Annotated in this window: 18 protein-coding genes; 11 read left to right on the forward strand and 7 right to left on the reverse strand. The window is 69.8% G+C overall.

Annotation, left to right across the window (positions count from 1 at the left end; translation table 11 throughout):
- Positions 1-27 precede the first annotated feature (27 nt).
- Genes rseP through tsaB form a run of 3 tightly spaced genes read left to right on the forward strand, consistent with a single transcriptional unit; the run spans position 28 to position 2,880 of the window.
- Entirely contained in the window at positions 28-1,662 is a 1,635-nt protein-coding gene (gene rseP, locus F0U63_RS13725) for an RIP metalloprotease RseP (protein ID WP_395846346.1), read from the forward strand.
- Positions 1,663-1,672: 10 nt separating this feature from the next.
- Positions 1,673-2,134 (forward strand): septal ring lytic transglycosylase RlpA family protein, encoded by a 462-nt coding sequence (locus F0U63_RS13730; RefSeq protein ID WP_395846347.1) that lies wholly within the window; start codon positions 1,673-1,675, stop codon positions 2,132-2,134.
- An 11-nt stretch (positions 2,135-2,145) separates the two neighbouring features.
- Positions 2,146-2,880, forward strand: coding sequence for a tRNA (adenosine(37)-N6)-threonylcarbamoyltransferase complex dimerization subunit type 1 TsaB (gene tsaB, locus F0U63_RS13735; protein WP_395846348.1), 735 nt, complete (start codon positions 2,146-2,148; stop codon positions 2,878-2,880).
- A 13-nt stretch (positions 2,881-2,893) separates the two neighbouring features.
- Here the strand turns inward: tsaB and F0U63_RS13740 are convergent, their stop codons facing one another.
- Both F0U63_RS13740 and F0U63_RS13745 read right to left on the reverse strand, forming a co-directional pair.
- The gene (locus F0U63_RS13740) at positions 2,894-4,357 is read right to left on the reverse strand and encodes a DUF3943 domain-containing protein (protein ID WP_395846349.1); all 1,464 of its coding nucleotides are present in this window, start codon (positions 4,355-4,357) and stop codon (positions 2,894-2,896) included.
- Positions 4,348-4,758, reverse strand: a complete 411-nt coding sequence (locus F0U63_RS13745; RefSeq protein ID WP_395846350.1) for a hypothetical protein — start codon at positions 4,756-4,758, stop codon at positions 4,348-4,350. Before F0U63_RS13745 ends, F0U63_RS13740 begins: the two co-directional genes overlap by 10 nt.
- A gap of 225 nt (positions 4,759-4,983) precedes the next feature.
- Here F0U63_RS13745 and F0U63_RS13750 point away from each other — a divergent pair, with 225 nt between their 5' ends.
- The 7 genes from F0U63_RS13750 (at position 4,984) to F0U63_RS13780 (ending at position 12,390) form a co-directional block, all read left to right on the forward strand.
- Positions 4,984-6,012, forward strand: a complete 1,029-nt coding sequence (locus F0U63_RS13750) for an aspartate-semialdehyde dehydrogenase (protein WP_395846351.1) — start codon at positions 4,984-4,986, stop codon at positions 6,010-6,012.
- Between the two features lie 127 nt (positions 6,013-6,139).
- The gene (locus F0U63_RS13755) at positions 6,140-7,027 is read left to right on the forward strand and encodes an MXAN_2561 family MXYO-CTERM-anchored protein (RefSeq protein ID WP_395846352.1); all 888 of its coding nucleotides are present in this window, start codon (positions 6,140-6,142) and stop codon (positions 7,025-7,027) included.
- Positions 7,012-7,785 (forward strand): MXAN_2562 family outer membrane beta-barrel protein, encoded by a 774-nt coding sequence (locus F0U63_RS13760; protein ID WP_395846353.1) that lies wholly within the window; start codon positions 7,012-7,014, stop codon positions 7,783-7,785. Before F0U63_RS13755 ends, F0U63_RS13760 begins: the two co-directional genes overlap by 16 nt.
- 7 nt (positions 7,786-7,792) lie before the next feature.
- Positions 7,793-9,625 carry a PKD domain-containing protein gene (locus F0U63_RS13765; protein WP_395846354.1) on the forward strand — a complete coding sequence of 611 codons (1,833 nt, stop codon included), beginning with the start codon at positions 7,793-7,795 and terminating at the stop codon, positions 9,623-9,625.
- A 10-nt stretch (positions 9,626-9,635) separates the two neighbouring features.
- On the forward strand, positions 9,636-10,304 hold the full coding sequence (locus F0U63_RS13770) for a molybdenum cofactor biosynthesis protein MoaE (RefSeq protein WP_395846355.1): 669 nt from the start codon (positions 9,636-9,638) through the stop codon (positions 10,302-10,304).
- Positions 10,305-10,372: 68 nt separating this feature from the next.
- Complete coding sequence (locus F0U63_RS13775) at positions 10,373-11,500, forward strand: AAA family ATPase (protein ID WP_395846356.1); 1,128 nt, start codon at positions 10,373-10,375, stop codon at positions 11,498-11,500.
- Entirely contained in the window at positions 11,497-12,390 is an 894-nt protein-coding gene (locus F0U63_RS13780) for a hypothetical protein (RefSeq protein ID WP_395846357.1), read from the forward strand. The genes F0U63_RS13775 and F0U63_RS13780 overlap by 4 nt, the downstream gene beginning before the upstream one ends.
- Before the next feature lie 13 nt (positions 12,391-12,403).
- Here F0U63_RS13780 and F0U63_RS13785 read toward each other — a convergent pair whose 3' ends face one another.
- Positions 12,404-12,919 carry an AAA family ATPase gene (locus tag F0U63_RS13785; RefSeq protein WP_395846358.1) on the reverse strand — a complete coding sequence of 172 codons (516 nt, stop codon included), beginning with the start codon at positions 12,917-12,919 and terminating at the stop codon, positions 12,404-12,406.
- Between the two features lies 1 nt (position 12,920).
- Positions 12,921-13,571 (reverse strand): hypothetical protein, encoded by a 651-nt coding sequence (locus F0U63_RS13790; protein WP_395846359.1) that lies wholly within the window; start codon positions 13,569-13,571, stop codon positions 12,921-12,923.
- Positions 13,572-13,946: 375 nt separating this feature from the next.
- Here F0U63_RS13790 and F0U63_RS13795 point away from each other — a divergent pair, with 375 nt between their 5' ends.
- Positions 13,947-15,005: a terpene synthase family protein gene (locus tag F0U63_RS13795; RefSeq protein WP_395846360.1), complete on the forward strand. Its 1,059-nt coding sequence runs from the start codon at positions 13,947-13,949 to the stop codon at positions 15,003-15,005.
- A 6-nt stretch (positions 15,006-15,011) separates the two neighbouring features.
- Here the strand turns inward: F0U63_RS13795 and F0U63_RS13800 are convergent, their stop codons facing one another.
- The 3 genes from F0U63_RS13800 to F0U63_RS13810 form a co-directional block, all read right to left on the reverse strand.
- On the reverse strand, positions 15,012-16,664 hold the full coding sequence (locus F0U63_RS13800) for an ATP-binding protein (RefSeq protein WP_395846361.1): 1,653 nt from the start codon (positions 16,662-16,664) through the stop codon (positions 15,012-15,014).
- Between the two features lie 179 nt (positions 16,665-16,843).
- Positions 16,844-18,070, reverse strand: coding sequence for a M50 family metallopeptidase (locus F0U63_RS13805; RefSeq protein ID WP_395846362.1), 1,227 nt, complete (start codon positions 18,068-18,070; stop codon positions 16,844-16,846).
- A gap of 16 nt (positions 18,071-18,086) precedes the next feature.
- Positions 18,087-18,509: an NUDIX domain-containing protein gene (locus F0U63_RS13810; protein ID WP_395846363.1), complete on the reverse strand. Its 423-nt coding sequence runs from the start codon at positions 18,507-18,509 to the stop codon at positions 18,087-18,089.
- Positions 18,510-18,519 lie beyond the last annotated feature (10 nt).

The following is an 18,519-nucleotide window of genomic DNA, read 5'->3' on the forward strand; positions in this document are numbered from 1 at the left end:
CGGAGGCCCACGGTTACTGTTGGGCCCATGTTTCAAGACACCGCCCTGTTCATCCTGCTGCTCGGCGTGCTCGTCACCGTCCACGAGCTGGGCCACTTCCTGGTGGCCAAGGCCTGTGGGGTGAAGGTCATCCGCTTCTCCATCGGCTTCGGGCCCAAGCTGTTCGCCTTCACCAAGGGGGAGACGGAGTACCAGGTGGCGCTGCTGCCCCTGGGCGGCTACGTGAAGATGGCCGGCGACGCGCCCCACGAGGAGCTGGCGCCCGAGGACGCGGATCGGGGCTTCCTCAACGCCGCGCCGTGGAAGCGCGCGCTCATCGTGGTGGCCGGGCCGGTCTTCAACCTCGTCTTCCCCATCCTCATCTACTTCTTCGTGTTCGTGGGCGCGCACGAGGCCACCTCCACCCGTGTGGGCTTCGTGGATCCAGCCATGCCCGCGGCCGTCGCCGGCATCCGCCCGGGTGACCGCATCACCGCGGTAGAGGGTGAGTCGGTGCGCACCTTCGAGGACCTGCGCGAGGCCTTCGTCGGCCGCTTCGACCGGCCCGTGCCCGTCACCATCGAGCGCGATGGCCAGTCGACGACGCTCAGCGTGACGCCGCGCAAGATCGTCGAGTCCAATGCCGTCGACTCGGTGGAGCGGGGCCAGATTGGCATCCAGCCCATCCGCAAGCCCGCCGTGCTGGGCGTGCCCGCGGGTTCGGTCGCCGCCCAGGCGGGGTTCAAGAGCTTCGACCGCGTCCTGTCCGTCAACGGGGTGAACATCCCGGACGAGGCGGCGCTGCATGAGCAGCTGGCGAAGCTGCAGGGGCCGCTCGAGGTCACCGTGCAGCGCTCGCAGCCGGTGGAGGTGGGCGCGGTGTCGGGCGGTGTGCCCACCCTCGCCACGGTGAAGCTGGAGCGGCAGCCGGGGGGAGATGGCTTCTCCGCCCTGGGGGCCGAGCCCTCGGACATGTACGTGTCGTCCGTGTTCCCCGGCAGCGTGGCGGAGAAGGCCGGCCTGCGCGCGGGAGACCGGCTGGTGAGCTTCAACGGCGAGCCGCTGCGCTCCTTCAACGTCCTGGCCGGAGAGCTGAGCACCCTCAAGGAGAAGCCCTTCACGCTCTCCTGGCGCTCGTCCACGGACGGGCAGGAGCACACCCAGCAGTTCGCCCAGGCGATGCGCACCACCACGGACGAGATGGGCCAGGAGTCCTCGCGGCTGGAGCTGGGCGTGCGGCCCTGGCTGCCCTCCTCGGCGGAGCTGCTGCCGGTGGACACGGTGGTGGTGACGCTCGGGGTGGGCGAGGCGCTGCGCGAGGCCGTCGTCGTGGTGCCGAAGATCGTCGGTCAGATGGTGAAGGTCATCGGCGGGCTCGTCAGCGGCCAGGTGTCCACCAAGACGCTCGGCGGCCCGGTGATGATGTACCAGCTGGCCTCCAAGAGCGCGGAGCAGGGCTGGGACAGCTTCCTGCACCTCATGGCCATCATCTCCATCAACCTCGGGGTGATGAACCTGCTGCCCATTCCCATCCTCGACGGCTTCCACCTGCTGTCGGCGTTCTGGGAGGCCATCCGCCGCCGCCCCATTCCGGTGCGCGTGCGCGAGATGGCCAACGTGGTCGGCCTCATCCTGCTCGTGGCGCTCATGGGCATGGCCTTCTTCAACGACATCACCCGATAGCGAGGTGGGAATGCGGCGGTTGTTCGTGGGAGTGAGCGTGGGGTTGGGGCTGCTGTCGGGTTGCGCCGCGCGGGCCACCCGGGGCGACGAGGACACGGCGGAGCGCGCTTCCGCCACGCGGGGCTACCTGGAGGAGGGGCTCGCCTCCTACTACGCCGATCGCTACAACGGCCGGGCCACCGCCAGCGGCGAGAAGCTGGATCCGAAGAAGTTCACCGCCGCCCACCCGAAGCTGCCCTTCGGCACGTGCCTCAAGGTGGTGAACATGGAGAACAACCGCTCGGTGGAGGTGCGCGTCAACGACCGGGGCCCCTACGTGAAGGGCCGGGTGGTGGACGTGTCGCACGCCGCGGCCAGGAAGCTGGATCTCCTGGACAAGGGGCTCGCCCGGGTGCGGCTCTACCGTTGCGCGACCCGCGTCTCGCAGCTCGACGCGCAGCTCGACGTGCCCAACGAGTCGCGGGCGGGGTAGAAGCCCTCCCCATGTTCCTCGCCCTCGACAGCTCCACCCTCACGTTGTCCCTGGCCCTGGTGGAGCGGGAGGGCGAGGGGCTGCGCGTCCTCGAGCACCTGGTGGTGGCGCCGCCGCGCAAGCAGAGCGAGGCGCTCCCCGGTGTCGTGGGGGAAGTGCTCGCCCGTCACGGGGTGACGCTCGGCGCGCTGGAGGGGCTGGTGATTGGCCTCGGGCCGGGCTCCTTCACGGGCTTGCGCATTGGCCTGTCGTGCGTGAAGGGGCTCGCGTACGCGGCGCGGCTCAAGGTGGCCGGGGCCTCGTCGCTCGCGGCCGTGGCGCTGGAGGGCCCCGAGGGGCCGTCGCTCTTCGCCCTCGCGGTGGCGCGCAAGGACGACCTCTACCTGGGGCCCTACCGGCGCACGGGCCTGGGGGTGGAGGCCCTGGGCCCCGAGGAGGCCATGAGTCCCGAGGAGGTCGCCCAGCGCATGGCCGCCGAGCCCGAGGCGCTCGCCCTGGGCCCCGCGCTGCCCGAGTACCGCGCGGCCCTGGAGCGCCTGGGGGTGGCCCCGTCGCGGCTGCTTGAGGCTCCCACGTTCCCCTCGGCGGTGGCGCTCGCGCACCTGGCGCGGCTGCCCGAGGCGCAGTCGCTGGAGGCGCTCTTCGCGCTGGAGCCGCACTACGTCCGCGCCTCCGCGCCCGAGCTCAACCCCAAGTTCCCTCCGCTGCCCGGGCCCGCGCCCACCGCGCGCCTCAAGGAAGACTGACTCGACGACTGAGTCAGGGGCCGGCGACGCCGAAGGCATCGTCGGGCATGAAGCTCAGGGTGATGCGCGCGCCGCCTCCGCCAATGGTTTGCGTGGCGTCCGGTCCGAAGTCATAGGAGCGCTGCGACAGGGGCAGCTCCAGCCCCAGCGCCAGGTGTTGGGAGAGCCGGACGCGCCCGTCGAGGGTGACGTAGGTGATGGACTCGAAGCCGTCCCGGGGCTCGGCGTACACGCCCGTCACCCACCAGTGCCGGGCGCGCATGCGCAACATCCCCAAGCCCCGGCGCACGAGTCTCGCCTCCAGGATGCCCTCCGCGCCCGGACCGACGTGGTAGTCGCGCACGAGCAGCGACTCGAGGCCGAGACTGCCCGCCGCGGCGAACCCCAGGCCGCCCAGGATGGCGCTGCCCTGCAGGAACACCTCCTGGCCGAGCCTCGCCTGCACCGTCGTCCCCAGGCCCAGGCCCACGGACGACACCCGGACGATGTTGTTGGCGCCGAAGTCATAGAGGCCGAACAGGCCCCACAGGCCTTTCACCGGGCTCGTCAGGCCCCCGTACTGCCCGCCCAGGAGCAGTCCCCGGATATAGAGGTTGCCCATGATGATGCCGGGAAAGGTCAGCCCCGCGCTCGCGTCGAAGTAGGAGAAGGGATAGCGGTAGCGCCACGTCGGATCGCCCAGGGCCCCGTAGGTGAGCTCCGCCGCCAGCGACACCTGAGGCCCCGCCTCGAGCAGGCGCCTGGGCGTGGTGGCCGTCCGGTCCTCCAGCCGCGTCATCAGGCTCACGCCCGGGGTGAGGACGAAGGAGAGCGGCGGCGCCGAGTCGATGTCGCCCGAGGAGACCTCTCCGCCGAGCAGCCAGTCGTTCAGCGATGCACCCGGACTGAGGAGCAGTCCCGTGAGCCGGCGCAGCGGACTCACCTGGCCACCTCCCTCGGGAATCACGGCGCGGTAGGTGCGGTAGAGCACCTCGCCCAGGAACATGCCGCCGAGCGTGGTGGTGATTTGATCATTGATGGCCGGGGCCTCGTTCTCCGCGAAGTACTCCCAGCCCAGGCTGGCGGCGAAGTTGTAGAGGCCCGCGCGCCAGAAGGGCATCCCGGAGGAGCGCGCGAAGTTGTAGATGAGCGAGCCGTGGTAGGGGTGGCCGAACTGGTTGGTGATGAACTGGTCCACGTCGAAGGTCCACCCGTGGGTGCCATCGAAGTGCCCGCGCGTCGTCTCCCAGGAGATGACGGCGAAGGGCTCGCGGGTGATGAGGTTGTGGAAGGAGAACAGGCCGATGTTGAACGCCGCGGCCTCGAACGCCGGGACGAGGTAGCTGCGGCGCAGTGGCGCATCCGCGGGAGGCTGCTCCCTCGGGGGCTGCGCCTTGCCGGTCTCGGGCAGGGCGGCTGGGGGCACCTCGGCGGCGTGCCCGAGCGCCCCCCACGTCACCAGCAGGGCCGCCATCAGCGCGCCCCCTCTCACGGCCACGTCCCTCCCAGGGCCACGCCGCCTCCGCCCGGGAGCAGCAGGGGCGCCGCGGAGACCGCGCGGGCGGGGCCGGGAGCCCAATTCCACATCGCCGCCGCGATCCCCACGGTGCACACCCCGACGAGCGCCAGGCCGATGCCGCCCAGTTGGGTCTGCTGGCGCTTCCAGCGCTCCACCTGGACTTCCGCGGGGCTCACGGGCAGCGAGGCCACGCTGCCTTCCTGGACGTTGGAGACCAGCCAGACGAGCGTGCCGGTGAGGGTGAAGCCCGCCCCGATGCCGGCCACCAGGGGCGCCCGGGAGCGCATGGGCACGCGCGGCACGGACTCGGTGGCGGGGAACTCGGCCGGAGCGGTGGGGGTGGCTCCCAGGAGGGTCGCGCTCAACAGGAGGGGAAGCATGCTCGGGTCGCAAGAGGGAGAAGGAACGGCGCGGCCCTCGTAACACCCCCGGTGGGGGTCCGCTCGCGGAAGGGCCAGGCGCGGTGTCCGTCCGGGGCGCTCGCATCCATGAGTCGACGTTTGCCGGGAGACCTCGGCCCCGGCCGGGGGGACGGGGTGACATCCGGTGGGGGGGAGGCGAGATGCGGGACCCACCTGGCCGGGGCTTGGGGTAAAGGGGGCGCCATGAACGAGAACCTGCGAATCGCCGTGGTGGGCGCCACGGGCGTGGTGGGCCGCGAGGTGGTTTCCACGCTCTTCGACCGGGAGGTCTCCGCCGAGCAGCTCACCCTGCTGGCCTCGGAGCGCTCCGCGGGCGAGGAGCTGGACTACGGCGAGGAGACGCTGGAGGTGGAGAAGGTCTCGGCCGAGTCCTTCCGGGGCATGGGGCTGGTGCTCCTGGCCACGCCGGCGGAGGCGTCGCGCTCGCTCGCGCACCAGGCGCAGGCGGCGGGGGCGTGGGTGGTGGACGTGAGCTCCGCCTTCCGGGCCGAGGGCGCCGTGCCGCTGGTGCTCCCCGGCTTCAACTCCGAGCTGCTGGAGGCGAACTTCAAGGGCCGCCTGGTGGCGCTGCCCTCGGCGGTGACGACCGCGCTGGCGTGCATCCTCGAGCCGCTGCGTCAGGCCTTCGGCGTGGCCCAGGTGCAGGTGACGGCGATGATGGGGGTGTCCTCGGCGGGCAACGCGGGCGTGCGCGAGCTGGAGCAGCAGACGGCGGCGCTCCTGTCCGGGCGGGACCCCGAGGCGCACACCTTCCCCCAGCGCGTGGGCTTCAACCTGGTGCCCCAGGTGCGCCCCTTCCTCGCCAACTCGCCGTGGACGGAGGAGGAGGCGGGCTGGACGCTGGAGTGCGCGCGCCTCTTCGCGCCCCGGGGCGAGGTGCCCGTGGTGGCCGGCACCGCCGTGCAGGTGCCCACCTTCCACGGCCATGGCCTCAGCCTCCAGGTGCGCCTGAAGAAGCCCGCGCCGGTGGATCAGGCCCGCGCCGCGCTCAAGGGCTCGCCCGCCCTCAAGGTGCTCGACTCCCCCGGGGAGAAGGTCTACCCCATGCCCAGCCTCGTCACCGCGGACCCCACCGTCCATGTGGGCCGCCTGCGCTCCTTCCCCCAGTCCCCCGAGTGGCTCACCCTCTTCGCCACCGTGGACAACGCCGGCCGGGGCGCCGCCCTCAACCTCGTGGAGGCGGGCCTGCGGCTCGCCGCGCGTCCCGCCTGACAATTTGGCAAGGTCGTTTCGGCCGTCCCTGCCCATTTGACGGCGGGTGGGGGGGCCCGCTCCGGGCGCCGGAGGGGGCGGGGCCGGATTCCTCCTGGCCCCTGGCTTGCTAACCTCTTCCGCACCCATGCGCACCTTCCTCTTCACGACCGCGTTGCTGCTGTCCTCCGCGGCTTCGGCTCAGGTGTCATTCACGTTCGGCACCTCCAACACGCAGACCCTGAGCTTTGGCAAGGCCGACTGCCCGAATCCCGTGACCGTCACCTGGACGCGGAACATCCAGCCCTGCGACAGGCTCAACCTCTGGATCACGACGACGGGCTCGTGTCAGGGGTCCGCGGGCGACACCTCGAAGGGGGATGTCCCGCTGGACGAGATCCCCCTGTCGACCTTCCAGGGTTCGACCCAGGGCACCTTCAACCTCGAGCGCTCGCGTCTGCCCTTCGGCTCGTCGGATGCGGGGGGGGCCTGTGGCAGCCTCGCCGAGGAGCGGACGTTCACGCTGTGCGGCGCCACCCGGCAGATCGAGGGCATCATTGGCTGCTCCTCCACGGTGGTGAACGCCACCGCGGCCAAGATCATCTACGATGGCAAGCCGCCCGCCGCGCCCGCGCTCTCCGCGACGAGCGGGATGGACAGCGCCGCGAGCTTCACCGTGAGTGCCCCGACGGATGCCACCCGGGGGGTGGTGAGGGTCCTGCTCAGTGGAGAGGAGGTCCGGAAGGTGGAGTGGTCGCTGGGCAAGGGGGCCCTCCTGGTGGAGAACCTGGAGAATGACGTCACCTACGAGGCCGAGGCCACCGTCTTCGACGCGGCGGGCAATGAGAGCGATCCGAGCTCGCGCGTGCAGGTCATCCCCACCAAGACGTATGGCTTCATGGAGCACTACGGCGAGTCGAATGGGCAGGAGTTTGGTTGTGGGGCGGTGGGCGGTGGGGTCGCGGGTGGCGCGGTGCTGGCCGTCCTGGGTTTCTGGTTGTTCTCAAGGAGAAATCGTTCATGGCTCGAGCAGTAGCCCTCGGTGTCGCGGTGCTCCTCGCCGCGCTCCCCGGCCAGGCCCAGGAGTATTCCGACGCGCCCACCCAGTCGCCCCGTGGCGGCTCCGTGGAGTTGCGGCTCGGCAGCTACCGCCCGCGGGTCGACGCGGAGGAGGGGCTGGGTGGCACGCCCTTCAAGGACATCTATGGTGAGGGGCGCTGGTGGCTCTTCGAATTGGAGTTGCAACGCTTCTTCTACCAGGGCATCGGCACGGCGGGGGTGAGCCTGTCGGGGGGCTACGCGGAGAAGTACGGCTACGCCCTGCAGAAGGACAGACAGACGCCAAGCGCGGAGCGTGCGGGCTTCCACGTGATTCCCCTGCACCTGAGGGGCGTCTACCGGTTCGACTATCCGGCGTTCCAGTGGGGCTTCCCGTTGATTCCCTACGTCAAGCCGGGGCTCGTCTTCATTCCGTGGTGGGCCACCAAGGGCGGCAAGCTCGACGAGGCACCCGCGAAGGACGCGGTGGAGGGAGGCGAGGGGGTGGAGGGGAGCCCGGCGGTGGCCGCGCGCAAGGGCACCGGCGTCAGGTTCGGCTGGGAAGTGGCCGTGGGTCTGTCCTTCATGCTCGACGTGCTGGAGCCGCGCTTCGCGCGCGACTTCGACTCGGACATGGGCATCAACCACAGCTATATCTTCGCTGAATACACGTACTCGAAAGTGAACAGCTTTGGGCAGCCGGGTTTGAACTTGTCGGACTCCTACTGGATGTTTGGTCTGGCGCTGGATTACTAGGCCCTACATGACTCTCCCTCCGTGCTTCTCCGTTCGGGCCCTGACGGCAGTTCTCGTGGTGGCCGTGGCGCTGTCGGGTCCTGGTTGCCACAGGGCGGTGAAGCCCGAGGCCGGAGGGGATCGCACGGTGGAGGCCGGAGTGCCGGTGGACTTCGGTGCCGAGGGCCGGGACGCCCCCGTGGTGTCCTGGGACTTCGGTGACGGCTCGCCGGCCCAATCCGGCGCGCGGGTGGCCCACGCCTTCGAGCGTCCGGGCACCTACGCGGTGCGGGCGCTGGACAAGGACGCGGTGCTGGCGAGCGCCACGCTGACGGTGGTGTCCCGGCCCGTGCTGCGCGCCATCCCGGAGGATGCCGAGGTGGCCCTCTTCTTTCCCCAGCTGCGCGGCAACGTGGACCCGTTGATGGGCTTCATGTCGCAACTGGTGGGCGAGTCCCAGGTGCTGCAGACGCTGGACTCGATTCCCCTGCTGGCGCTGGTGCTGCGCGATGTGACGGGAGGGCAGGCGCGCCTCGTGGATCCGGACGAGGGCCTGGGCTTCTTCTCCCTGCCGCGCTTCGAGGGCTCGGTGGTGCTGCTGGGCGTGTTGGACACCCAGGCCGCGGTGGATGCGGTGGTGCAGGAGGTGCAGTCGCGGGGCGCCCGGGTGATGCGGCGCGAGCCCCAGGGCATCGTCTTCCTGCGGCGGGACAATGGCATGCCGATGGTTGTCTTCCCGGATCGCGGCTACCTGTACGTCGTGGTGCCGGACGCGCCGGAGTCCGAGTCCGAGCAGGAGGAGGGCACGCCGCAGCAGGTGCTGGCGGAGGTGGGCGAGGACAGCCTCGCGGCGGTGGAGGAGGTGCGCGCGCGCATCCAGGGCGCGAGCGGCTCGGGACTCTCCGAGCAGCCGCTGCTCACGTCGCTGCGCGCGAAGGTGGGCGCGGGCCACGTGCACGTGTTCGCCCGCCCCGAGGGCGAGGACGCGTCCGCGAGCATCCAGGGCTTGTGGGCGGCGCTGACGTTCCAGGACACCCGGGCGGACCTGGAGGGGTGGGTGGTGTCGGACAAGTCGCTCTTCCAGGGCGGCACGGCGCCGGGCTCGGAGCTGCTGGCCCGGGCGCCCCTGGGGCCCATCGCCGCGCTGTCGGTGTCCCTGCCTCCCGAGACGCTGGCGAAGCTCGTCTTCGGCGCACCCGGCTCGGAGCGCCGCGCGCAGACGGAGCAGCGCATGGCGCGCCAGGGACTCGACGCGGCCGGCGTGCAGGGGATGCTGGGCGCGCTGCGCGGAGACCTGTCGTTGCTGGCCTACCTGGACGCGCCGGCCTTCTACCGCCACCTGCTCAAGGGCGCCCAGTTGCCGGAGCCGCGCGGCAGCGTGTTGTTCCAGGCGGGGCTCGTGCGCTCCGAGCCGGTGCTGGAGTGGCTCACCGGGGTGCTCAAGTCGCGCGGGCAGCCCTTCGAGGTGCGCAAGGAAGGGGGCGCCACGCGCCTGACCACGCGCGTGTTCGAGCAGCCGGTGGACGTCAGCCTCACGGCGGACCGGCTGACGCTGCGCGGGGGCGAGTCGCTGACGGCGCGCGCGCAGGGCGGGGTGGGCGAGGAGCTGCGCCAGCGCTTCGGGGCCCAGGGCTTCGAGCCGGGCCACCTGTCGGCCATGGTGGACATGGGCCGGGTGCGCTCGGAATTGGATTCACCTCGGGAGGTGCCCGGCGTGCCGCCGCAGCAGCTTCCCATGGCGCGTGCCCTGGTGGGCACGTTGATCGATCAACTGCCGCCCATCGAGAGCCTCTTCCTCGACTTCGCGCCCGAGCAGGGGGGCGGCCGTTTCCGCATGAGCACCGTCTTGCGCTCGCGCTGAGGTTGCCGCCGTGTCCAGCTCGCTCACCATTCTCTATTTCGCCGCGGCGCGGGAGCGCGCGGGGCTCGCACGCGAGTCGCTGGAGGTGCCCGTCGGCACGCGGGTGGGGGAGGTGTTGAGCCTGCTGGCCTCGCGCCACCCCGGGCTCGCGCCGCTGCTGCCCCACCTGCGGGTGGCGGTGAACCAGGAGTTCTCCACGTCCGAGACCGAGGTGCCCCCGGGGGCCGAGGTGGCGTTGATTCCGCCGGTGGCGGGGGGCTCCGGTGGGCTGTTCCGGGTGGTGGACCGGCCGCTGCGCCTGGAGGAAGTGGTGGAGGCGGTGGCCAGCGAGGCGTTGGGCGGGCTCGTCACCTTCTCGGGGGCGGTGCGCAACCAGACGAAGGGCCGGCGCGTGGTGAGGCTGGAGTACGAGGCCTATCCTCCCATGGCGGAGAAGAAGCTGGCGGAGATTGGGGCCGAGGTGGCCGAGCGGTTCAACGGCACGCGGCTGGCCATCGTGCACCGGGTGGGCACGCTGCATCCGGGCGAGCTGGCGGTGGTGATCGCCGCCGCGGCGCCGCACCGCAAGGAGGCGTTCCTCGGGTGCGAGCACGCGATTGAACGGCTCAAGCAGGACGTGCCCATCTGGAAGAAGGAGTTCTTCGAGGATGGCGAGGTGTGGGTGGGCCTGGGGCCCTGAGCCGGGTTGACAGTCGAGTTTTTGGTCCCTGGCGAGAAACCGCGAGTATCTTCCGCGCTGGAGGCCACATGGGTTTCGAACTTGAGGTTGACAACTATCGTGCCCTGCGCCGGATTCGCTGGAAGGCGAACGGCGTCTGCGCGCTCGTTGGTCCCAATGGCAGTGGCAAGACGACTCTGCTGAGCGTGCTGCAGTTTCTGAGACGCGCCACAGTGGAAGGCTTTGGAAAAGCGCTAAGCGCACACGGTGGTGCCTTCCTTTTTAAGCACTGGCAAGCAGCCGCCAATGAGCCCGTTCGATTTGCACTTACCTCCGGAGTTGCGCGGTGGGAGGCCGAACCCTCCACGCGTGGACCCGGTGTCGTTGAGCCCGTTCCCGAACGTCTTATTGTCGGTCAGGAGGTCGTGGCGGAACAGCGAGCCGGCGAAGCTAGTTTTCGGCTTCTTGAGGAAAACAAGATCCTTGGTGACCAAGGCTTTCTGTCTGCTGTGTCGATATCGATCCCTAACTTAGGGGATTTGTACCTCCTATTGGCCTGCCTGGCATCCCCGATTTTCTACAGCTTCGATGCCTTTTGGCAGTTGAAGAGGGATGGGTCACGAGAGGGGACGGACGTCAAACTCAACCCAGATGGGCGCAATGTCTTCACCGTCCTGCGCAACTGGATCGCGGGAAAGAGAGAGCATCGACCTCTCTGGGAGTGGGTGCGAAACGGCCTGCGGGAGTGTTTTCCGGATCTGTTTGATGACCTCGACTTCGCGGTCGCCGGCCAAACCGTCGCTGCCCAATTCTACGGTCCCCGAGGTGGCGATCCGACACCCATGCACCTCGCTCCGAACGGGCTCCTCATGGCGCTACTTTCGCTCTGCGCGGTCGCATCGGGGGAAGACGATGAGGTCATCTGCATCGACGAACCAGAGAACGGTCTCCATCCGTATGCGATACAGCGGCTCGTTGCGCTCATGAGGGAGCGTGCCGAGTTGCATAGACTGACCATTGTACTCGCTACGCACTCACCGACATTACTGAACGAGTTCAACGGCCAACTGGACCACGTCTTCATCATGGAGCCGGGGCATGAGAGCCTCCCTGTACGGCTCGACCAGCACCAGAATCCGGAGTGGCTCCGGAACTTCGCCCTCGGCGACCTCTACATGAATCAGACGATCGCCCCGCAGGTCCCGCCGAAGACATGATCCGGGTGCAGCTCGTTGTGACCGGGGAGATGGAACGGGTCGCGTTGGCGGCATCGTTGCGCCATGCCTTCCCAGAAGATGAGTTGGAGTTTTGGCCGACGCAGAAGGTGCAGGACTTCACGTCGAGCAGGCTGGGAAGTCACCCGGGACGCGTGCCGGGGCTGAAGACGCGCGCTCGGGAGATGGCTCAAGCGATCGTGTCGGCGTTCGAGCCGGGCAGGTTCTTGAATGCCATTCCAGACCTGGTGCTCGCCGTTGACGATCTCGAACTGGTCAACGTGGACCAGCCGCATGTCGTGACCGCGTACCTCGCGCGGGAGCTCGAACTCACGCTCAAGGACCGGAAGTTCCTGCCAGCCGACGAGACGCGCGTGCGCGAGCACCTTCGCCGCCGCGCCTCGTTCCACCTCTTCGTGCCCATGCCCGAGGCCTACTTCTACGCGGAGTCCGCCGCACTCACTCGTGCTGGAGCAAAGGCGGCGAGCCGATTCGACGTGGCCCAGCACGATACGGAAGCCTTCGAGGTGGACGACCCCGATTACCGTCAATGGCTCCAGAGGCGAGCGCCCAACGCGGTCGAGCCCCACCGGCACCCCAAGCAATACCTCCGGTACCTGTGCGATCCGAACGCGAGTGCCGAGCGGGCCTATCGTGAGACCAAGGAAGGGGCTCAGGCTCTGGAGCGGCTCGCCTGGTCGGAGGTAACGGCTCGGGAGGCCCGTGAGGCCTACGCCCGAGCACTGCTCGAGGACTTCGCCGAGGGCATCGGCGCGAACTGGCAGTCACCCGGCCCCGTCGCACCACTCACCGCACGGCGGAGCGGAGGGCTCCTCCGGAATCTCGCGCCGGCAGTGCCGCCGACGGCAGCCGTTCTCGGCCAGTCGTCCTGAAAGAGGGCTCCTTCTATCCGTCGCCGAGGCAGGCCGCGTCGTGACGGACGACGTGGAAGCCCTCCGCCTCCGTGGGCGGCACGTAATACCTCGCCGCCTCGTGGTGGAGCGCCTCGCTCACCTCGAACCAGAACAGACCCGCGGGCCGTTCGGCATTGCGCCGGCGCAGCCGCTCGAGGCACAGCGTCTCCGGCACATCCATCACGTGGAGCACGTGGTCGGCTCCCATGGGCTCGAAGATGCCGCGCACCCAGGCGCGGTCGCGCGGCGTGTTCCCAGCGAAGTCGAGCACCAGCGAGCAGCCCACGCGCAGGAGTTCACGCAGGTGCGGCCCCATCAACCCACGGCAGCGCGTGGAGTGGCGCACGTAGTCGCGCAGCGTCTTCACCTCACCCCCCAACAGGGCGATCCACTGGTCCTCGCAGATGTGCGCCGCGGGGAGCTCGAGCGCGAGCCTGCGCGCGAGCGTCGTCTTGCCCGAGCCCACCTTTCCCGCGATGAAGTGCAGCACGGGATGCCCGGCGCTCATCTCAGTGGACGCCGAAGCTGCCGGGCAGCGTTGTCCTCACGCCAGCGTCGGGCAGGGTGTCCGGGGCGAGGGGACGCGCCGGGGTGTCCACGCCGAGCCGCTTGCGTTCGGCCTGCTCCTTCTCGCGCGCGGCGGCGAGGGCGCGGGCATTGGACTCCGCCATGTGCTCGGGCGAGTGCCCCGCGAGGATCAACCCCACCGGGATGCTGAGCAGGAGGGCGAGCAGCATCGCGAGCAGACCCAGGTCGCGCGCGCCCAGTCCACTCGCGCGCTTGCCCGCCACCGAGGGGGCGAGCAGCAGGGACAGCTCTCCCTGGGACAGGCGCACCCGGTCCTCCGCGGTGAGCTCCACCCAGGCACTGGCCCCGGAGCGGCGCAGCTCCGTGTCGGGCACCGGCTGGAAGGCGTCGCCGCGCCGGCTGCGCTCGACGCGCGAGGCGGGCGGCACGAAGACGCGGTAGCCCTCCGGGGTGCGCTCGGCGATGAGGAAGGGCTCCTCCGGCAGGGTGAAGCCGTAGAGGGGCAGGGCCACCGTTTCATCCGGCGCGGCGAGCACGCGCGTCTGCTCGGGGCCGAAGTTCCAGGCCTCATTCCGGGTGGTCCCCCAATACAGCTCGCAGAACAGGCCGTCGTGGCTCGCCTTGGTCTTCATGGCGTGGGGGATCATAGACGGCTCCCGTCTCCGTGGCTCCCTTCTATCGGCGCGATTCGGCCCCGCGAGGCACCTCCTGGTTGCTCGGAGGACGAGCCCCGTGCGCCGTGGGCTGACTGTCCAGGCGGGCGAGCCCGCTCGTCGTCACGGGACGTGAACCCGTTCACGAAGTCCATGGACTTTCACTCTCATGTCTCATCCGGGAGGAATTCCTTGGAGGATGGGAATCAGGTGGGGTGGCTCTGGGATACGAGGAGGCCGTGTGCCTTTTTGGCTTTCTCTCGTTTACTCGTATTCCACGATGTGCTTGTTTGCCCGGCCAGCGCCCGGGAGGGGGGCCGCCTGTTTCTATCCACCAGGATGAGGAGTTGCCAGATGGCAGCGAATGCCGCGTTCCATTTCAATGACAGGCGGATGGCCGCGGTGCTCCGGCCGAGCCTGGGGGCCGTCCGCGGGGAGCCCCGGTACGCGCGCATCGACGCACTCATCCAGACGCTGGCCAGAAGGGACGAGGCCGTCTTCGACATCCATGTGGATGGCACTCGGCACCGGATCGCCTGGCCCATCGACTTCTCCAACTATCGTGTCATCGCGAACACGTATCCCGTGTCCCTGGACTTGAGCAGGCGCGGGCATTTTCCGGCGCTGGAGAAGCTCCGCGCGCACATGCTCCAAGGGGATTTCGATCTGCTCACCTATTACACGTGCAGCACGGTCTCCTCGCTCTACCTCCAGAACAGTCAGGATCGGATGGACTGGTTCTTCGCCCTGGACTACTTCGTCGATGGGCACTCGGTGCCGCCAGAGCTGCGCGAGGCGGTGGTGCACGACCTGTCGGCCTGGCTCGAGGACCGGCGCCACGTCAGCCGGCTGCCATGGGTGAACATGAGCTGCGCCCTGCTGCGCATCGTCCTGGAGGACATCGAGCGCGTGGGGCTCGACACCTCGCGCATCGTGCGGGAGATCCGCGGTTACTACGAGGGCTTCCTGCTGGAGTTCGACAAGCAGGTGTCGCTGCCGCGCTACCTGGACAACCGGGGCCTGACGATCGGCATGCGGCCGGAGCTCGAGTTCTGCTTCGCCTACCTGGGCAGGCCACTGCCCGAGCGCGACCGGGACGCGGCCGAGCGGATGAAGCATGTCGCGGCCGACCTCGTCGCGTTGCAGAACGACGTGCTGTCCCTGCGCAAGGAGGAGGAGCAGGAGCAGGAGCACCTGCGTCTGAAGTCCTATTTTCCCGTCGGCCACGAGTACGTGTCGTTCGCGAGGGATTTCTACGCGGCCCGCTTCGGCGAGTTCCTGGCGATGCGTCCACGCGCCCCCGGTTGCCTGGAGGCGCTCTGGAAGATGTGCGGCCAGTGGATCTCCGGCAGCCTGCTGTGGCACTTCACCAGCCGGCGCTACGACCTGGGGCAGTTCCAGCTCCTGGCGTGAGTGCCGCTACCGCTCATCCGGCAGGGGCCGCTCCACGCGCTCGCGCAGGGCGCCGGCCTCGAAGGGCTTGTCGATGCTCTCCACCGAGGCCTCCGCGAGGAAGGCCCGCGCCCGGTCGGTGAAGGCTCCGCCCGTCATGAAGATGATGCGTGGCAGGTACTCGGGACGCCGCCGCGCGAGCGCCGCGTGCAGATCCATGCCCGTCATGTCCCCCATCATCAGGTCGCAGAACACCCGGTCGTAGCCGGGATCCCCGCACAACAGCTCGAGCGCCTCGCGCCCGCTGTGCACGACCTTCACCTCGTGGTGGCGCCCGAGCACGCGCACCATCATCGTGCCGATGGCGGGCTCGTCGTCGACGATGAGCACGCGCCGGCGCGAGGGCGCCGGTTGCTTCACCACCCGAGGGGCCAGCTCCGGAGCCGTGGCCTCGTCGAGGACGGGCAGCACGAGCTGGAAGCAGCTCCCGCGTCCGGGCTCGCTCTGGACCTTCATCTCGCCGCCCATGCTCCGGATGATGTCCAGGCTGATGGGCAGTCCCAGGCCGGTGCCCTCGCCGGGGAGCTTGGTGGTGAAGAAGGGCTCGAAGATGCGCGCCAGGACCTCCGCGCTCATTCCCTTGCCCGTGTCGCGCACCTCGATCACCACCTGGGAGCCCTCCATCCGGGTCCCCACGGTGATGGCGTGGTGGGTCGCGTCTCCCTCGGGGATGGCCTGGGCGGCGTTGATCAACAGGTTGAGGATCACCTGGCCCAGCTTGGACTCGTTGCCCGGCACGCGCGGTACGGGCATGACGTGGCGCACCACCTGGGCCCGATGGCGGATGTGAGGCATGGCCATGGACAGGCTGAGCTCCAGGGCCGCGCCCACGTCCACCGGCTCCGTGTGGGAGTCGCTCGCGCGCGCCAGGGTCCGCAGCTCCCTCACGATGGAGCGGATGCGCTCGGCGCCCTTGCGCGCGTCTTCCAGGGCCTGGGCCGTCTCGCGCAGCCGCTCGGTGGCGGAGGGGGACAGCTCACTGGCCAGCGCGCCGAGCTGCTCCAGGGCCACGTGCAGGTTGCCGGTGACGAAGGCCAGCGGGTTGTTGATTTCGTGCCCCACGCCCGTCGCGAGCTGGCCCGCCACCATGAGCCTGCCAGAGCGCACCAGTTTCTCCTGGGCCACCAGGAGCTGCCCGGCCTGCTCTCGCGCCAGGACCTCCGCTTCCCGCCGGCCCGACTGCTCCTGCTCGAGCCGCGCCTCGCGCTCCCGCGTGTCCCGTACGAGCGCGGTGATGTCCTGGAAGCGCACGAGGACGCCGTCCAGCAGGGGGGTGATCGTGCCGCGCAACCAACAGCCGGCCTCCTGCAGCTCGCTCCGCGCGGCCCGCCGTGTCTCCACCACCTGGCACCAGAGGGTGAACTGGCTCCGCAGCGCCTCGGGTGCGGCCTCGCTCAGCCGCCGCCCGACGACGAGCTCCGGACAGACGCGCTTCATGACGTCGGCGTCGTTGGAGAAGATGAACTCGAAGTCGACGATGGCCTGGGCCTCATCCCGTACGGCGCACAGCGCCACGCAGCCCTCCGGGTTGGCCTGTTCCAGCTCCACCAGGGCGCCCAACAGCGTCGCTCTTTCCAGCGCCAGCCGCCCGTCGTTGCCCCCTCGCCTCAAGGCCCGCATCCCCTCTTCATCCCCATTCCCTCCCCACCCTGGACCCCGGAGTCCATCAAGCCGCTCCCTGGGTTTTCGCATCCGGTACCAATTCCATGACTTCGTGATTTTTCACGAAAAGGGAGACGAGTGCGAGTGCTGGTGCGCGGATGGCTATCCGGGGAAGGCCGCCCGCCTGGCGCCAGGTCTCAGGGAGGAGGGCTCGCCGCCTCGGTCTTGGTGCAAGCGTCCTTCGGGGACCCAGCGGCGGCGGTTCCGGAAGGAGCGGGTGGCCGGGCGGGGCAGTCGTCCACGTGGGAGGAGGCGCCGGGCCTGGTGCCTCCTCCGGTCTTCTCCCAGAGGAACAGGGGGCTGTCACCCGGCTCGCGCGCGTCGAGGCCCTGCTGGGCACGGCCCACGCGCTGGCGGAGATCCGCGAGCGACACTGTCAGCACCAGACCCAGCAGGGCGACGAAGCCCACCGCGTGCACCAGCGTCTCCACTCGCGCGGGCACCTTGCGGCCGCTGATCGACTCGATGAGCACGAACACGATGCGTCCGCCGTCCAACGAGGGCAGGGGCAGCAGGTGGAAGAAGGCGAGGGCCATGGACAGGTTGACCATCACCCGCAGGAAGGCGCCCAGGCCGCTGCCCGCCGCTCCCGAGGACTGCTTCACCACGCCCAGCGGGTTGGCCAGGGCGATGCCCTGGGTGCCGCGCAGGAGCCGCTCCCCCATCCGTGCGCCCTCGAGCACGAGGTTGCCCGTGTGTGCCAGTGCCTGCAGCAGCGCCTGGCCGGGCGCGTGCGCGCGGTACACGTACTGCTGGCTCACGCCAATGCGCCCCACGCCCCGCTCGTCCGGCCGGGGCCGCACCACCACCTCGCGCTCCTCGCCTTGACGCTCGACGCCCAGGCGCAGCTCGCGTCCGGGCCGCCGCGCGATGAACTCCACGAAGCCACTCCAGCTCTCCAGCGGCTCGCCATCCACGCTCACCAGCCGATCGCCGGGCAGCAACTGGGCGCGCGCCGCCTCGGAGCCGGGGGTGATGGTGCCCACCGTGAGCGGCACCACGACGTGCGTGCCGGTGGTGTAGAGCGCGAAGAGGACACCGAGCGCGAAGAGCGCATTGGCCAGCGGTCCCCCGAGCAGCACCAGCAGCCGCTTCCAGGGGCGCTGCGCCGGAAAGCTCGTGGAGTCCGTGGGCTCCAGGCCCGGCGCGTGGGGGTTCATCCCGTGGATGCGCACGGAACCGCCCAGCGGCACCGCGCCCAGTGCGTACTCCGTGCCCCGCCACCGCCAGGAGAACACGGGCGGACCGAAGCCGAGCGTGTACCGCTCCACCCGCAGGCCCAGCAGCCGCGCGGCCACGAGGTGACCCAGTTCATGCAGCGCCACGAGCAGGCCGAGCGCGAGGAGCAGGGGAAGGTAGTGCATCCAGGAGGCTCGGGGCTCAGAGCTTGCGGCGCTGGCCGGTGCGCTTGTAGGTCAGGTAGTCGGCGAGGATGGTGCCATGGTCGAAGCACAGCTCGCGGGGCAGGGCGTCCACCGGGAAGGCCCGTGCCTCGGCGGCGTCATCCGCGCCCTGGGGCTCGCCCCGGGCCCGGCCGATGAAGACGGTGGAGAGGGTGTGCCGGCGGGGATCCCGGCTCGGGTCCGAGTAGGTGAAGAACTGCTCCACCAGCTCCACGTCCAGGCCCGTCTCCTCCTTCACCTCGCGCACCGCCGCCACGTCCAGGCGCTCGCCCTCGTCCACGAAGCCACCGGGCAGGGCCCAGCCCAGGGGTGGGTTCTGGCGGCGGATGAGCACGACGCGCTCGCCGGACAACTCGATGATGCAGTCCACGGTGGGCACGGGGTTCTTGTACGAGGCCATGGGGCGACAT

This window comes from Cystobacter fuscus (assembly GCF_044360685.1).
Taxonomy (GTDB): domain Bacteria; phylum Myxococcota; class Myxococcia; order Myxococcales; family Myxococcaceae; genus Cystobacter; species Cystobacter fuscus_C.

Bases quoted from the DNA above. Each gene is read 5' to 3' on its own strand.
- F0U63_RS13765 (WP_395846354.1), top strand. From the start codon at position 7,793: ATGACTCTCCCTCCGTGCTTCTCCGTTCGGGCCCTGACGGCAGTTCTC.
- F0U63_RS13805 (WP_395846362.1), bottom strand. From the start codon at position 18,070: ATGCACTACCTTCCCCTGCTCCTCGCGCTCGGCCTGCTCGTGGCGCTG.
- tsaB (WP_395846348.1), top strand. From the start codon at position 2,146: ATGTTCCTCGCCCTCGACAGCTCCACCCTCACGTTGTCCCTGGCCCTG.
- F0U63_RS13795 (WP_395846360.1), top strand. From the start codon at position 13,947: ATGGCAGCGAATGCCGCGTTCCATTTCAATGACAGGCGGATGGCCGCG.
- F0U63_RS13745 (WP_395846350.1), bottom strand. From the start codon at position 4,758: ATGCTTCCCCTCCTGTTGAGCGCGACCCTCCTGGGAGCCACCCCCACC.
- F0U63_RS13730 (WP_395846347.1), top strand. From the start codon at position 1,673: ATGCGGCGGTTGTTCGTGGGAGTGAGCGTGGGGTTGGGGCTGCTGTCG.
- F0U63_RS13785 (WP_395846358.1), bottom strand. From the start codon at position 12,919: ATGAGCGCCGGGCATCCCGTGCTGCACTTCATCGCGGGAAAGGTGGGC.
- F0U63_RS13760 (WP_395846353.1), top strand. From the start codon at position 7,012: ATGGCTCGAGCAGTAGCCCTCGGTGTCGCGGTGCTCCTCGCCGCGCTC.
- F0U63_RS13810 (WP_395846363.1), bottom strand. From the start codon at position 18,509: ATGGCCTCGTACAAGAACCCCGTGCCCACCGTGGACTGCATCATCGAG.
- F0U63_RS13755 (WP_395846352.1), top strand. From the start codon at position 6,140: ATGCGCACCTTCCTCTTCACGACCGCGTTGCTGCTGTCCTCCGCGGCT.
- F0U63_RS13800 (WP_395846361.1), bottom strand. From the start codon at position 16,664: ATGCGGGCCTTGAGGCGAGGGGGCAACGACGGGCGGCTGGCGCTGGAA.
- F0U63_RS13750 (WP_395846351.1), top strand. From the start codon at position 4,984: ATGAACGAGAACCTGCGAATCGCCGTGGTGGGCGCCACGGGCGTGGTG.
- F0U63_RS13775 (WP_395846356.1), top strand. From the start codon at position 10,373: ATGGGTTTCGAACTTGAGGTTGACAACTATCGTGCCCTGCGCCGGATT.
- rseP (WP_395846346.1), top strand. From the start codon at position 28: ATGTTTCAAGACACCGCCCTGTTCATCCTGCTGCTCGGCGTGCTCGTC.
- F0U63_RS13790 (WP_395846359.1), bottom strand. From the start codon at position 13,571: ATGAAGACCAAGGCGAGCCACGACGGCCTGTTCTGCGAGCTGTATTGG.
- F0U63_RS13780 (WP_395846357.1), top strand. From the start codon at position 11,497: ATGATCCGGGTGCAGCTCGTTGTGACCGGGGAGATGGAACGGGTCGCG.